The following is a 14,215-nucleotide window of genomic DNA, read 5'->3' as shown; positions in this document are numbered from 1 at the left end:
GGCGCCTCAGGTGGCGCCCGGGCGGTACAGTTCCAGCAGCGAATAGGCCAGCCCCACCACGGCCACTGCCAGCAGCACCAGGCTCGACACCCCCGTCACCAGGCGCTTGTACTTCAGCGAAAAGCCCTGGCGTGCCACCAGGATATAGGCCCCCAGCACCGCCAGGTCGATCAGTACCCAGACCAGGGTCAGCAGCAGGGCGCTGTGTTCGAAGGTACGGCCGACCTGGATGAACTGGGGGAAGAACGAGACAAAGAAGATGATGTCCTTGGGGTTGCCGATGCCCACCACAAAGCCGGTGGCCAGGCCCCTGCCGCGTCCGGCCAGGGGCTTGGCCGGTGCTTGCGCAGCGGGTTGGGCGGCCGCCTCGCGCAACCCCTGCACGGCCAGCCAGGCAATGAAGCAGCAGCCCAGCACGCTGATCCAGTGGATCAGCCGTGGGTCCAGGGCCAGCCCGCCGGAGAGCATCAGCACCGCCAGCAGGGCCAGCAGCAACGACGCCGCGTTGGTGCCCAGGGCGGTCAGCAGCGCCTGGCGCGGTCCGGCGTTCATGCTGGTGCTGACGATCAGCGCCACCACCGGCCCCGGGGTCGCCACCAGCATCAGCACGCTCAGGGTATAGGCCAGCAATAACGACATGTTCACATCCACCCGGCAACTCCTCGATCATTGGCAAAGGCCCTAGCCTGAAGGCTTGAGCCTGCGTTGAAAAACGCAAAAAGCTGTGACCTACTATGATTTTTAATCATGCTGAGTGCTTGCCGATGGTCGAGTCCCTGCCGCCGCTCTATGCCTTGCGCGCCTTTGAAGTGGCGGCCCGTTCCAGCTCCTTCACCCGGGCCGCAGAGGAGCTGTCCCTGACCCAAAGCGCCATCAGCCGGCATATCCGCACCCTGGAAAGCCAGTTCGGCTGCCGCCTGTTCGAGCGCCACGGCCCCAGGTTGGTACTCACTGACGTCGGGCAGCGCCTGGCCCGGGAGCTCAAGGCCGGGTTCCGGATCATCGAGGACGCCTGTCTGCCGCTGCGCAGCGGCAGTGGCCAATTACGCCTCAAGGCCCCTTCGACACTGACCATGCGTTGGCTGCTGCGGGCCCTGGACCAGCTCAAGCACCAGCAGCCGTCGCTGGCGGTGCAACTGGCCAGCGTGTGGATGGATTTCGATCATGTGGATTTTCATGCCGAGCCCTATGACTGCGCGATTCTGCTGGGCAACGGGCAGTTCGGCGCCGGGGTCGAGGCCTGCAAGCTGTTCGATGAGTGGCTGATTCCCATCGGCCCTCCGGAGGCTGTGGATGCGCCGCCCTGGACCCTGGAACGGCTCAGGGAGGCGCCACTGATCCACCCTTCGGCGGACCGCCGCGACTGGCGGCGCTGGCTGCAGGCCCAGGGCCTGCTGGGGCAGGTACGGCTGGACCGGGGCAACGTCTTCGACACCCTGGACCAGGCGATCTGCGCGGCCATGCGTGGCCACGGGCTGTCCATCGCCGACCTGTACCTGGTGGCCGAGGACATCCGCCAGGGCCTGGTCAGCCTGCCGTTTCCCCGTGCGCTGGCCTCGGGGGACGGCTATTACCTGGTGTGGCTGCTGGACAGCCCGCGCCGGGAACAGATCGACGGCCTGCGCGCCTTTCTGCTGGAGCAAGTGGTATCCATCGATGACCTTGAACTGGCTGACCTGACGCCTGGCGCGGGCTGATGGCGGGGCCGCTTCAACGGCGCAGCATGACCCAGTCGCGGTGCAGGTCGGCGCCGCAGGGGAACAGGGTTTCGCCGACCCTCACAAAGCCGTTGCGCTGGTAGAAACGGATCGCCCGGGCATTGTGTTCGTTGACGGTCAGGCGCAGGGGGCCGGGCTGTTGTGCCAGGGTCTGTGCCAGCAGGAACTGGGCGGCGCCACTGCCATGGTGGGCGGCATCCAGGTAGCAACGGGTCAGCTCGGCGATGCCGTCGGCACCGGCCACCCCGAGGTCCTGCGGGTGCAGGTTGACCAGGCTGTAGCCGATGACCCGGTTGTCATCGAGCAGCACCCGCAACTGTTTGCCGGGGGCTTCCAGCAGTGCGCTGAAATGTTCGGGCAGCAGGTTTTCCTGGATAAAGGCCTCGATCTCCGTTGCCGGGGTGTCCGGCGGGCAGGCGAGGGCAAAGGTCTGGCGGGCGATCTGGCTCAGGCGCTGGGTGTCGGCTTGCTGTGCGTTGCGCAAACATAGCGGCATGGCTCTGCTCCCTGAAGAAAAACGCCAGCATAGCCGGCCTGCGCGCGCTTCACTGGCCTGCCAGCCGGTTGCCACAGGATCACACCGCCCCTGTAGGAGCTGGCTTGCCAGCGAAAGGGCCCGCAAGACCGCCTTCGCCGGCCAGCCGGCGGCTACAGGATGATGTAGTCGTTGTGCTGCACGATGCCCTGGTGAGGGCCCTTCACCAGGTGCACGTAGCGGCCGTCCGCCAGGTCGATGGGCAGGCAGTCGTCGACGTCCAGCAGGGCATCGGTGTGGGATTTGTGCCAGTGGGCAAGCATCTGCTGCTTGCCTTTGGCCTTGGCCTGCGCCTTGTCCCGGGCCACCACCAGCAGGTAACGGTGGGCTTCGCCGAAGGTCGCTGCTTCATAGCCGCCCAGGTTGATGAAGTACAGGCGCGGCGCATCCGCCGCCGGGGCCAGGGCGCTGAGTTCGAGCCTGTAGTCGTCGATACCGTCCACCCGCATCCATGAGTCGATGTGCAGCCCCGCCTGGCTGCCGAACCAGCCTTCGCGCAGTTGCGGGTAGGCCGCTTCAAGGCTGTCGGCGACCACGAACTGCACATCATGGACTTCGATTTTCGCTCTGGGGTGCTTGCCCCCCAGCATCACCACAAACAGCATGCAGGCTCCTTGTTCCGGGCTAGGTGGTGGCGCGTGCCGCCACCGCGGGCGCACGTTTTACCTCAAGCCGGGCGCCGGGCCAAGGCCGACGGTTTCAGCGGCCATGCAACCGGCGGCTGTCCGCAGGGGCCTGGCAACGCTCTTGCAGTCCATAGTCGCGCAGCACCGTCGCCACCCGCAGCCGGTAGTCGGCAAATACCTCACCGCGGCCCCGGGCCTGCGCCTGGCGGTGGCATTCCAGGTTGCGCCACTGGGCCACGGCCTGCTCGTCACGCCAGAACGACAGGGACAGCAGTTTTTCCGGCTGGGCCAGGCTCTGGAAACGTTCGATGGAGATGAAACCGTCGATCTCCCCCAGCTGGTTTTTCAGCCCGGCCGCCAGCTCCAGGTAGGCGTCGCGCTGGCCCGAAGCTGGCAGTACTTCGAAGATCACCGCGATCATTGTTCGGCCTCCCCGCGGTCGCTGAACAGCGGAATACGCCCGTTGACCGAGGCCAGGTACTGCCAGTCCAGGGCCAGTGCATCCAGGCCGGGGCCCTGCAACAGGGCGCGCAACAGGCATTGGACTATGCCCAGGGCCAGCTCCCGGCCAGGGCAGCGGTGGGCTCCGGCGCCGAAGCTGAAGCCCTGATGCGCCGGGTTGCTGCCGGTAATGGCGGCTAGCGCCGGGTCCTGGTTGGCCGCGGCCAGCAGCACCAGAATGGTTTCGCCGGCTTGCAGTTCCACGCCGTGCACGGTGCAGGGCGCGGTGACGAAGCGCCGGGTGTTCTGCACCGGCGGGTCCAGGCGCTGGCGCTCCAGCAGCCAGTCGCCCAGCAGGCCCGGTTCCTGGCGCAGGCGCTGCTGCATGGCCGGTGCAGCCAGCAGGGCGACCAGGCTGTTGCCGACCAGGCCGGCGCAGGCGTCATGGGTCTGCGCCAGCAGGCCCGCCAGATTGGCCCGCAGGTCCGCTGGAGCAAGCTCACCACTGCGGTCGAGAATCTGCCGCAGCAGCGGGCTGTGTTGCGGGGCCTGCACCAGGGCCTGCATCTGCGCGTCCAGCTCCAGTGCTGCCCGGTCGGCGGCCTGCAATCGGGGCTGATCGCTCAGGGGCGAGAAGCAGGCGACGAATTCCCCTGTGCGCCGGGCGAGTGTTTCGCACTGTTCGGCGGGGACGCCAAGCAGGCTGGCCAGCAACGCCACCGGCAGTACGAACTGCCAGTGTTGCAGGTCGGCGGCGCAGGCCGGAGCCACGAGGGCCGGTTGCCACCTGGCCAGATGGGCCTCCAACCCGGCGGTACAGAGACCCTGCAAGGCCGGCTCGATGGCCGCACGCGGGCAACGCTGGCGCGGGCCATCGTTCATTCGCATCAGGCGGCCGAACAGCTGCCCGGCCGGCCTTCCGGCAATTGCCTGGGGTACCGGCTCGGTACTGGGGCGCACCTGGCAGGCCGGGTGGTCGAGCACCGCTGCCACCGCCGCGGCGCTGCTGGCGACCCATAGCCTGAGGGCGCAATCGTAGGTCAGGCCGCCCCGGGCGCGGAGGCGGGTGTAGTAGAAGTACGGGTCTGAGTGAGTAGCAGCGCTGATCGCGTCCATGATTTATCTCTTTGTTCTGCAGATATCCAGGCTGCTACTATCCTGACCCTTTCGAAGACACGATTCGTCAGGGAGCGAAATATGAATGTAGTGCAGAACGACATAGGGGTATCCCAAGTGGCGGCGGCCATCGCCGAGCCGGCGCGCACCCGCATGCTCTGTGCGCTGATGGACGGCCACGCACGCACCAGCACCGAGCTGGCGGCGATTGCCGAGGTCAGCACCTCTACCGCCAGCGCCCATCTGGCCAAGCTCAAGGAGGCGGGGCTATTGCGGGTGCAGGTCCAGGGCCGGCACCGTTACTACTGCCTCGGCGACCCGCTGGTGGCCCAGGCCCTGGAGGCGCTGATGGTGATCGGCCAGGGCCGCGCACCCAGCTTCACCCCGCGCACCCCGGACCGCCTGCAGTTCGCTCGTACCTGCTACGACCACCTGGCGGGCACGCTGGGGGTGCAGTTGCACGACCGGATGTTCGAGGCCGGCTGGCTGCTGGCGGCCGAGGAGGGTGAGGCCTACCGGGTCAGCGACAGCGGCGAAGAGTTTTTCCGCAGCCTGGGGATCGAGGTGGCCGGGCTCAAGGCCTTGCGTCGACGCTTTGCCTGCCCGTGCCTGGATTGGAGCATGCGCCGTCCGCACCTGGGGGGCGCCCTGGGGGCGGCGCTGTTGCAGGCCTTGCTGGAGCGCAAATGGCTGATCCGGGACCTGGACAGCCGCGCCCTGAGTCTGACCGGCACCGGCGGACGCTACATCAGCAAGCGTTTTGGCATGGCCCTGATCCAGCCGGCCCGGCCGCTGTCGTCCTCGGCCGTCATTGAATTGCAACGCCTCGGCGGCTGAAGCCTGCAAGCTCCAGTTCGAGAGCCCGGGCCGTGCATCATTCGGGCTGCAGGGCATCGAGCAGGTCGCGATCGAGCTCCAGCATGGCCTGCTCCAGGCGAGCCAGTGCGGCCTTGATCTCGGTGCTGGCGGCCCCCTGCAGGCAGGCTCGCTCCAGGTATTCGCATTGCTGGATCAGCACCTGTGCCTTGATGATTTGCGCCGCGCCGCGAATCCGGTGGGCCAGGTCGGCAACCCCCTGGTGGGTCTCGCTGGCCAGCTGCTCGCGGATGTCCATGAGGTCTTTCTGGTTGCTCTGGTGCAAGCCGCGCAGTACTCGCTGGATGACCTTGGGGTTGCCATTGGTGAGGTAGTCGAGTTGCTGGATGTCGTAGCGCTCGCGGGGGGCCTGCGATTGCACGCGGGGCAGGGCGGCCAGGGAGCGCAGGCGCAGATCGAGGTCGGGCAGGGCGATGGGCTTGAACAGGCAGCCGTTCATTCCGGCATCGCGGCAGCGCTGTTCCTCTTCGGGCTGGACATTGGCGGTAAAGCCGAGGATGTGCACGGGCGCGCTCTGCTGTTCGCGTTCGCTCGCACGAATATGCCGGGCCAGTTGATAGCCGCTCATGACCGGCATGTTGCAGTCGGTGATGACCAGGTCGAAGGGCTCCTCTCGCCAGATCTTGAACGCCTCGGCGCCATTGCTCGCCTGGCTCAACGAGTAGCCGAGGTACTTCAACTGCTCGCAGAGCAACTGCCGGTTGGCCTGGCTGTCATCCACCACCAGGATATGCAGCGCCTGCCGCGCGGCGACCGCTGGCGCGGCAGGCGGGAGCACGGTGGGGGCCTGCGGCAGGGCGGGTAGGCGGCTCAGGCGCAGTTGCACCCGCACCTCGGTGCCCAGCCCGGGCTGGCTGTGCAGGGTCAGGGTGCCGCCCATCATTTCGCACAGGGTGCGGCAGATCACCAGCCCCAGGCCAGTGCCGGAACGGGCATCCTGATGCTGCCCGAGCACCTGGCTGAAAGGCTTGAACAGCTGTTGCAGATCGTCGGCGGCGATGCCGATACCGCTGTCCTTGACCGTCAGCAGCAACGCTAGGTACTCCGGTTCGCTGGGCCCGGTTGCCAGGCGCACCTGTACACCGCCTTGCTGGGTGAACTTGATGGCATTGCTGATCAGGTTGGAGAGGATCTGCTTGAAACGCAGTGGATCCACCAGCACGTCGTCAGCGGCGTGGCTGTCCAGCTCCAATTCCAGGCGCAGGCCCTTTTGCCGGGCCAGGCCGTCGAAGACCCGGAACACCGGCTCCACCAGCCCCCGCAGGTTGGCCCGCTCCGGGCTCAGGCTCAGGTGGCCGCTCTCGATCCGGGCGATGTCGAGGATATCGCCGATCAGTTCCAGCAGGGTTTGCGCCGAACTGTAGGCCACCTCGATCGAGGGCCGGTCGAACTGGCCCTGATCGGCGCGCTTGAGCGCCAGTTCGAGCATGCCCAGCACCGCGCTCATGGGCGTGCGGATCTCATGGCTCATGGTGGCCAGGAAGGTGGTCTTGGCCCGGTTGGCCTTGTCTGCCTCATCCTTGGCCTGGGTCAGCTCTTGCAGCAGTTGCTGGCGTTCGCTGATGTCCAGCCAGCCGCCGATGATGCCCTGGATTTCGCCCTCGGCATTTCGATAGGGCAGCATCCAGTGGTAGATCCGCATCTCCTGGCCGCGGATATGCACCGTACGGTCGATCAGCAAGGGCGGGCCGCCGTCGAAGATGCTTTGGAAGTCCTTGGAGAACTGCTCGGCTTCGGGCACCGCCAATTGTTCGAGATCGGTCCCCAGCATGCTCTGGCGATCGGTGCCCATGCTCTTCAGGTAGCTGTCGTTGCAGATCACCAGGCGCCGCTTCAGGTCGCGCACGTAGATCGGGTTGGGCGTGCCGTTGATCAGGGCGTCCATGAAGCGCAACTGATCGTTGAGGGCGTGTTCGGCCTTTTCGCGCTGGCGAACCTGGCGTCGCATGGCGTAGCCCCAGGCCAGGGAGATCAGTAACAGGAGTATCGAACCGGCCCCGGCCAGGTAGAGGGTGGTGCGGTAGTCGCGCCAGGAGGGCGGGGCGACGGCGGCCTTGGAGCGCCAGCGATTGTTGAGCTCGGTAATGGCGTCGGGCGAGATGCTGCGCAGGGACTTGTCGATGATGCTGAACAACTCCAGCTGGTCACGGCGCACGGCAAAGGATTCATTGAGCAACGGCAGGTCGAGGGCTGGCCTGACCTTGAGCTGGTCCTCCTTGATGCGCGGCAGGTTGAAGCTGACGGCGATTTCCGCCTGCACCGTGCCGTCTGCCTTGTGGTCGCGCAGCAGCGACAGGGCTTCGAAGTTGGTCTGCACCTCTTTGACGCGGATCTGTGGATAGCGCTGGTGCAGCTGCGATACCAGGGCATGGCCGCTGCCGATCAGCAGGGTCTTGCCGGCCATGTCTTCGAGGCTTTTCGGCGCATCCGCGGCGTCGCTGGTGACCAGCATGTAGGGCCCGACCAGATAGGGCCGGGTGAATTGCAGGTAGGTTTCGCGCTCTGGGGTGCGCACCCGGTCGGCAACCATCTGCACCTGGCCGTTGCGCACGGCCTCGTTGAGGTCCTTGAAGCTGGGCAGCGCCGTGATGTCGAAGCTCAGCCCGGTCTTGGCCTCCAGCATGGTCAGCAGGTCGGCGGTAATGCCCAGGTAATTGCCGTTGGCGTCGAAGTAGGACATTGGCGGCAGGTAGCGGTGAATGCCAATGCGCACCACCGGGTTTTTTTCGATCCAGCGCTGTTCCTCGACCGTCAGGCTGGTCTTCTCCATGCTCAGCAGCAGGCGGTCGCCCCAGCGATTGCGGATGCTGGTGCCCTGTTCCTTGTGGACCGCTTGCAACGCGTTGTCGAGCAGATGCTGCAAGCGTTGGTTGTCCGGGGCCACCGCAAAGGTGAAGCCGCTGCTGCTGGCCGGGCCGCTGTAGATGATCCGCAGGTAGTCGCTGTAGTTGCGCGAGATCAGAAACTGCGCCAGCACCGCGTCGCCAAGCAGCATGTCGGCATCACCGAAGGCTACCGCGGCCATGGCCGCATCGGCACTGGCGTAGCTTTCGATCCGGGCCTTGGGGTACATGGCCTGGGCCACGGGCAGGCTGATACTGTCCAGGGAGATGGCCAGCCGGTACCCCTGCAAACCGTTTTTCAGCGACGGTGAATCCCCCAGGCGAGCGACCAGTGTCGGGCGATTGGCCAGATAGATCTGGCTGCGCAACAGTTGACGTCGCTCGGCCTCGCCCTGGGTGACGCTGCCCATGAAGTCGATCTCGCCCTTGGCCAGGGCGCTGAACACCTGCTCGCGGGTGTCATAGGCGCGAACGCTGATCTTCACGCCCAGGGCATCGCCCAGCAGGCCGGCATAGTCGGCGGTGATGCCTTCGTATTCCTTGGCTTCGTTGACCATTTCCAGCGGTGGCAGGTTTTGCTGCGAGGTGCCCAGAACCAGCTCACGCTTGTGGCGCAGCCATTGCCAATCGTCGCCGCTCAATGGCAGTGGCTGGTGGTGGGGAGATTCATAGTTGAGCAGTTGCAAGGAGGGCGCGGGGTCGGCCATCGCCGGGAGGCATGTCAGCCACATCAGCATGGGCAGGATGAAGCGAGGCATCGGGGCTCCTGAACGAATTACGGCACACGGGTGAGTCGAGAAGGAGTGGCAGGCTGTGTGGCCCGCTATACAAGGGCCTACCGTCAATGCTGGACGTTAGTGTAGATCACGGGAGGGCGCAGAAAAGCGGCCCATTTTCCTGGGTTGCCGAGGCTTGGGCAAGTGCGCTGCCGGGCGGTGGTCGGGCGTCCCTGGATCAGGGCTAGTGGCAGCCCGTCCTCAAGCCCGGGGCTGGACGCGTGCGGCAATAGTGGTAAAGCTGTGCGTCCTTCAACGTTGGCAGGGCCTTGCATGCTCATCGTTTTCAGCGGCTTGCCGGGCACCGGCAAGACCACCATCGCCCGTACCCTGGCGCCACACCTGGCGGCCACCTACCTGCGCATCGACAGCATCGAACAGGGCCTGCGTGACGCCGGCCTGGCGCAGGTGGGCAAGGCCGGCTACCAGATTGCCCTGCAACTGGCCGAGGCCAACCTGGCCCTGGGCAACCGGGTACTGGCCGACTGTGTCAATCCGGTGCAGGAAAGCCGCCAGGCCTGGCAGGCCCTGGCCAGCAGACAGGGGGTGAGGCTGCTGGAGATCGAGGTGGTGTGCTCCGATCTTGCGGAGCATCGGCGCCGGGTCGAGACCCGCCAGTTGGACGTGCCGGGCCTGCGCCCGCCCAGCTGGCAATCGGTGCTCGAGCATGACTATCAGCCCTGGGCGAGCTCGCCGCTGCGCCTGGACACCGCGCAGCTCTCACCGCAGCAGGCGCTGGCCCTGATTCTGGCGTGCCTGCCGGGCGCCTGAGGTTGCCGGGGGCAGCGGCGCCAAGTCTTTGAACCTTGATGGTGCGCTGATGGTCAGTGCTCAGGGCCCCGCGATGGCGCCTCAAGGCCGCGCTGTGGGGCGGCATTGGCCGGAAAACTCCCGATAACGGGGCAAAACATGCAGCGCGGGGGCTTTGTGCACCGATTCTGTTCGCGCAGGGCCGCGAGCGGCGCCGGCTACGTTGCTGGGGCTTTGCTGCTGGATGTTCTCAAGCTTTCTTTGTGTCTCTTTTTTGAATCTATTTGTCGCTAAGCGGTCATTTTTGCCACGGGCCACCTCCGGGGCGACGCACCGTGCATTTGCGGCATAGCGATTGCTATCACTCTTTCAGGGGGGCTGGGCCCCTCACGCTCGAAGCCGGGTCACGCACACACAGGGTTCAAATAAAAAGCCGTTCACGTCACGGCAAGGAGTTGGCTATGTCCCGCGCTTTCTTTGATGAAATGTATGCTGCCGATGGCGTCTGCCGGCCTCACTACCAGGGGTTTGCCCGCTGGCTGGCGGACACTCCTCTGGAACTTTTGGACCAGCGCCGGCGCGAAGCCGACCTGCTGTTCCACCGCGCCGGTATCACCTTCACCCTGTACGGCGACGAGCAGGGCACCGAGCGCCTGATTCCCTTCGACATCATTCCCCGCAGCATCAAGGCCAGCGAATGGCGCACCGTGGAGCGCGGCTGCATCCAGCGGGTGCAGGCGCTGAACCTGTTCCTCGCCGACCTCTATCACGGCCAGCGGATTCTCAAGGAAGGCATCATCCCCGCCGAACAGGTGCTGGCCAACGAGGGCTACCAGGTGGCGATGCAGGGCCTGGACCTGCACCGCGGCATCTATGCCCATATCGCCGGGGTCGACCTGGTGCGCGACGGCGACGGCAGCTACTACGTGCTCGAAGACAACCTGCGCACCCCCAGCGGTGTCAGCTACATGCTCGAAGACCGCAAGATGATGATGCGCCTGTTCCCCGAACTGTTCGCCGCCCAGCGCATCGCGCCCATCGACCATTACCCGAACCTGCTGCTGGACACCCTGAAAAGCTCCAGCCCCCTGGACAACCCGACCGTGGTGGTGCTGACCCCGGGGCGCTTCAACAGTGCCTATTTCGAACATGCGTTCCTGGCCCGGGAGATGGGCGTGGAACTGGTGGAAGGCGCCGACCTGTTCGTGCGTGACGACCGGGTGTACATGCGCACCACCGCCGGTGCCCAGGCGGTGGACGTGATCTACCGACGCCTGGATGACGCCTACCTGGACCCGCTGTCGTTCAACCCCGATTCCATGCTCGGGGTGCCCGGGCTGATCGCCGCCTACCGCTGCGGCAACGTGGTGCTGGCCAATGCCGTGGGCACCGGGGTGGCCGACGACAAGTCGATCTACCCCTATGTGGACGAGATGATCCGCTTCTATCTGAGCGAGGAACCGATCCTCAAGAACGTGCCCACCTGGCAGTGCCGCAAGCCCGCCGAACTGTCCCACGTGCTGGCCAACCTGGCGCAGTTGGTGGTCAAGGAAACCCAGGGTTCCGGCGGCTACGGCATGCTGGTGGGGCCGGCGGCCACGGCGGCGCAGATCGAGGAATTCCGCGTGCGGATCAAGGCCCGGCCCGAGGCCTATATCGCCCAGCCGACCCTGTCGCTGTCCACCTGCCCGACCTTTGTCGAAAGCGGCATCGCGCCGCGGCATATCGACCTGCGGCCGTTCGTACTTTCGGGCCGGGAAACCCGCCTGGTGCCCGGCGGCCTGACCCGGGTTGCGTTGCGCGAGGGCTCGCTGGTGGTCAACTCGTCCCAGGGCGGCGGCACCAAAGACACCTGGGTGGTGGAGGACTGAACCATGCTTTCAAGAACCGCAGCCGATCTGTACTGGATGTCCCGCTACCTGGAGCGTGCCGAGAACCTGGCACGCATGCTCGAAGTCAGTTATTCGCTGTCGCTGATGCCCCAGGCCGGGCGCGGCGACGGCCAGGCCGAACTGGCCATGTCGCTGCTGGCCGCCGGCACCCTGGACGATTACCACCAGCGCCACGGCGAACTCAACAGCGAGCGCATGCTGCATTTCTTCGCCCTCGACGAGAGCAACCCGGGCAGCATCTATTGCTGCCTGCGCGCGGCACGCAGCAATGCCCACGCGGTGCGCGGGCGGATCACCGCCGACATGTGGGAAAACATCAACGCCACCTGGCTGGAGATGCGCAACATCGCCCGCAACGGCCTGGGGCGCTATGGCATCAGCCAGTTCTGCGAGTGGGTCAAGGAGCGTTCGCACCTGTTCCGCGGCGCTACCGCCGGCACCATCATGCGCAACGATGCCTATCGCTTCATCCGCCTGGGGACCTTTATCGAACGCGCCGACAACACCCTGCGCCTGCTGGATGCGCGCTATGAAATGTTCGGCGAGGAGTCCGAAGAGGTCAGCGACGACTCGGCCCGCGGCTACTACCAGTGGAGCGCCTTGCTTCGCGCCTTGTCCTCCTTCGAGGCGTTCAACGAGATCTACCGCAACGCCCCGGGGGCCGAGCAGGTGTCCGAAATGCTGCTGCTGCGCGCCGATGTGCCGCGCTCGCTGCACGCCTGCGTCGAGGAGCTGGACCAGATCCTCGCCGCCCTGCCGGGGGACAACGGCCGCCCGGCACAGCGCCTGGCCGCCGAGCTGAATGCGCGGCTGCGCTACACCGGGATCAACGAGATTCTCGACTCCGGGCTGCACCAGTGGCTGACCGACTGCATCGCTCAGATCCGCCACCTGGGGCAAACCGTGCACGAGTCCTATCTGGAGGTGGTATGAAACTGTCCATTCGTCACGACACGACCTACAGCTACACCGATGAAGTCTGCACCAGCATCCAGTTCCTGCGCCTGACGCCCCAGAACAGCCTGCGCCAGCAGATCCTCCAATGGCACCTGGAGCTGCCGCGGCGGGTGCGTGCCCAGCGCGATCCCTACGGCAACATCCTCCACGTCATGACCCTGGACGAGCCCCACGGCGCGATCGTCCTCAGCGCCTTCGGCGAAGTGCAGATCGACCCGCTGCGCGAAGTGGAGGGCGACAGCCAGTCGCCGCTGCCGTTCCTGCGCAGCAGCCACTTGAGCAAGGCCGACCCGGCCCTGAGCGACTTTGCCCGACAGCATTGTGGCGAGCGCCGCGATCGCGCCGCGCTGATCGAGCTGATGCAGGCCTTGGCCGAGCACATGCCCTACAGCCCTGGCGCCACCGGGGTCGGCAGCACCGGCGCGCAAGCCTTTGCCGGCGGCGCCGGCGTCTGCCAGGACCACACCCATGCGTTCCTGGCCTGCGCCCGCAGCCTGGGCATACCGGCGCGCTACGTGTCCGGCTACCTGTGCACCGAGGACCAGAGCCACCTGGCCAGCCATGCCTGGGCCGAAGCCTGGCTGGATGACGGCTGGTACAGCTTCGACGTGACCAACCGCCTGGACCGCCCCGAGCGCCACCTGAAACTGGCGGTGGGCCTGGATTATCTGGACGCCTGCCCGGTACGCGGCATGCGTCGCGGTGGCGGGGCGGAGCAGATGCACGCGCAGGTGCAGGTCAGTTCCATGATGCAGGTCCAGCATCAATAGGCGCGCCGGGCTCAGTCGCGGCCCATGGCTTGGCGGCGGTATTCATCCGGGGTGGTGCCCATCATCCGCCGGAACATGCTGATAAAGGCCGAGGCGCTGCTGTAGCCCAGGTCCAGGCCGATGCTTTCCACGGTCCGTCCCTGTTCCAGCAGGGCCAGGGCCTGCACCACCTTCAGGCGCTGGCGCCATTCCACCAGTGACATGCCCAGCTCGCGCTGGCTGCGCCGCATCAGCGTGCGTTCGCTGGTGTTGGCGGCATGGGCCAGTTGCGGCAGCGAGCGCGGGTCGCCTGGGTTGGCCTTGAGGGTGCGCAGCACCGGGCCCAGCAGCGGGTCGTCGGAAGAGGGCAGGTAGCTGCCGGCGCAGGAGGCATGCCCCAGCTTGTCCACCAGCACCTGCAGCAGGCGCTGTTGCTCGTCGCTCTGGGGCAGGCCCGGTGGCGCCTGGCGCAGGTCGTCCAGGAGCGCCAGGACCAGCGGGCTGAGGCTCAGGGCGCAGTGCCGGGCGGGCAGGGCGGCGCACAGCTCGGGCGCCAGGTACAGCGAGCAGTGGCAGGCTTCGTGGCGGTTGAAGCCCATGTGCTCGACATTCGGCGGCAGCCAGATGCCGTACTGCGGCGGCGCCAGGTAATGGTGGTCGCCCAGCTCGATTTCCATCACCCCGCTGTAGGCATAGACGAACTCGCCCCACGGATGGCGGTGGCGCGGGTAGGTGGCGTGGGCCGGCAGGTTGGCCGCGCGAAAGAAGATCGGCGCCGGCAGGGCTTCGCTGAAAGGCGGCAGGTGCAACTGTTGCGCGGCTTTGTTCACGGCGGGCACCGGTTGGCGGATAAGTGCTATGGGCTGGCGGATTAAAACTATATCTAGGAAAACTGTCAGGCGGACAATCCTTCATCACTTTTTCTCGATGAAGGAT

Annotated in this window: 13 protein-coding genes; 6 read left to right on the top strand and 7 right to left on the bottom strand. The window is 66.1% G+C overall.

Annotated elements, in window-relative coordinates:
- Positions 1-6 precede the first annotated feature (6 nt).
- Positions 7-645, bottom strand: coding sequence for a LysE family translocator (locus AC1RCO_RS25900; protein ID WP_041752745.1), 639 nt, complete (start codon positions 643-645; stop codon positions 7-9).
- A gap of 119 nt (positions 646-764) precedes the next feature.
- Between AC1RCO_RS25900 and AC1RCO_RS25895 the strand changes: the two genes are divergently transcribed.
- Positions 765-1,697 carry a LysR substrate-binding domain-containing protein gene (locus tag AC1RCO_RS25895; RefSeq protein ID WP_065363788.1) on the top strand — a complete coding sequence of 311 codons (933 nt, stop codon included), beginning with the start codon at positions 765-767 and terminating at the stop codon, positions 1,695-1,697.
- 13 nt (positions 1,698-1,710) lie between these two features.
- Here the strand turns inward: AC1RCO_RS25895 and AC1RCO_RS25890 are convergent, their stop codons facing one another.
- The 4 genes from AC1RCO_RS25890 to AC1RCO_RS25875 all read right to left on the bottom strand — a co-directional run bounded on the left by AC1RCO_RS25890 (position 1,711) and on the right by AC1RCO_RS25875 (position 4,436).
- Positions 1,711-2,214: a GNAT family N-acetyltransferase gene (locus tag AC1RCO_RS25890; protein ID WP_019094386.1), complete on the bottom strand. Its 504-nt coding sequence runs from the start codon at positions 2,212-2,214 to the stop codon at positions 1,711-1,713.
- A gap of 152 nt (positions 2,215-2,366) precedes the next feature.
- Positions 2,367-2,858, bottom strand: a complete 492-nt coding sequence (locus AC1RCO_RS25885; protein WP_065363789.1) for a DUF1543 domain-containing protein — start codon at positions 2,856-2,858, stop codon at positions 2,367-2,369.
- Positions 2,859-2,952: 94 nt separating this feature from the next.
- Positions 2,953-3,300 carry an antibiotic biosynthesis monooxygenase family protein gene (locus tag AC1RCO_RS25880; RefSeq protein ID WP_047286049.1) on the bottom strand — a complete coding sequence of 116 codons (348 nt, stop codon included), beginning with the start codon at positions 3,298-3,300 and terminating at the stop codon, positions 2,953-2,955.
- Positions 3,297-4,436 carry a cytochrome P450 family protein gene (locus tag AC1RCO_RS25875; RefSeq protein ID WP_065363790.1) on the bottom strand — a complete coding sequence of 380 codons (1,140 nt, stop codon included), beginning with the start codon at positions 4,434-4,436 and terminating at the stop codon, positions 3,297-3,299. The genes AC1RCO_RS25880 and AC1RCO_RS25875 overlap by 4 nt, the downstream gene beginning before the upstream one ends.
- An 81-nt stretch (positions 4,437-4,517) precedes the next feature.
- Between AC1RCO_RS25875 and AC1RCO_RS25870 the strand changes: the two genes are divergently transcribed.
- Positions 4,518-5,273 carry an ArsR/SmtB family transcription factor gene (locus AC1RCO_RS25870; RefSeq protein WP_072452299.1) on the top strand — a complete coding sequence of 252 codons (756 nt, stop codon included), beginning with the start codon at positions 4,518-4,520 and terminating at the stop codon, positions 5,271-5,273.
- A gap of 37 nt (positions 5,274-5,310) precedes the next feature.
- On the opposite strand, the gene AC1RCO_RS25865 is transcribed toward AC1RCO_RS25870, so the two are convergent.
- A complete protein-coding gene (locus tag AC1RCO_RS25865) occupies positions 5,311-8,913 on the bottom strand; it encodes a transporter substrate-binding domain-containing protein (protein ID WP_492618170.1) in 3,603 nt (1,200 codons plus the stop codon).
- 291 nt (positions 8,914-9,204) lie between these two features.
- Between AC1RCO_RS25865 and AC1RCO_RS25860 the strand changes: the two genes are divergently transcribed.
- From AC1RCO_RS25860 to AC1RCO_RS25845, 4 genes are all read left to right on the top strand, one after another.
- Positions 9,205-9,702 (top strand): P-loop nucleotide/nucleoside kinase family protein, encoded by a 498-nt coding sequence (locus AC1RCO_RS25860; protein ID WP_047336485.1) that lies wholly within the window; start codon positions 9,205-9,207, stop codon positions 9,700-9,702.
- Between the two features lie 440 nt (positions 9,703-10,142).
- Positions 10,143-11,552: a circularly permuted type 2 ATP-grasp protein gene (locus AC1RCO_RS25855; protein WP_011060815.1), complete on the top strand. Its 1,410-nt coding sequence runs from the start codon at positions 10,143-10,145 to the stop codon at positions 11,550-11,552.
- Between the two features lie 3 nt (positions 11,553-11,555).
- Complete coding sequence (locus AC1RCO_RS25850; RefSeq protein ID WP_011060816.1) at positions 11,556-12,506, top strand: alpha-E domain-containing protein; 951 nt, start codon at positions 11,556-11,558, stop codon at positions 12,504-12,506.
- Entirely contained in the window at positions 12,503-13,300 is a 798-nt protein-coding gene (locus tag AC1RCO_RS25845; RefSeq protein WP_011060817.1) for a transglutaminase family protein, read from the top strand. Before AC1RCO_RS25850 ends, AC1RCO_RS25845 begins: the two co-directional genes overlap by 4 nt.
- Positions 13,301-13,311: 11 nt before the next feature.
- On the opposite strand, the gene AC1RCO_RS25840 is transcribed toward AC1RCO_RS25845, so the two are convergent.
- The gene (locus AC1RCO_RS25840) at positions 13,312-14,109 is read right to left on the bottom strand and encodes an AraC family transcriptional regulator (RefSeq protein WP_015635259.1); all 798 of its coding nucleotides are present in this window, start codon (positions 14,107-14,109) and stop codon (positions 13,312-13,314) included.
- Between the last annotated feature and the right edge of the window lie 106 nt (positions 14,110-14,215).

It is taken from the genome of Pseudomonas sp. GW823-FHT03E05, from assembly GCF_058796855.1.
The sequence above is the reverse complement of the archived record's forward strand: the minus strand, read 5'-3'. Positions and strand labels throughout refer to the sequence as shown.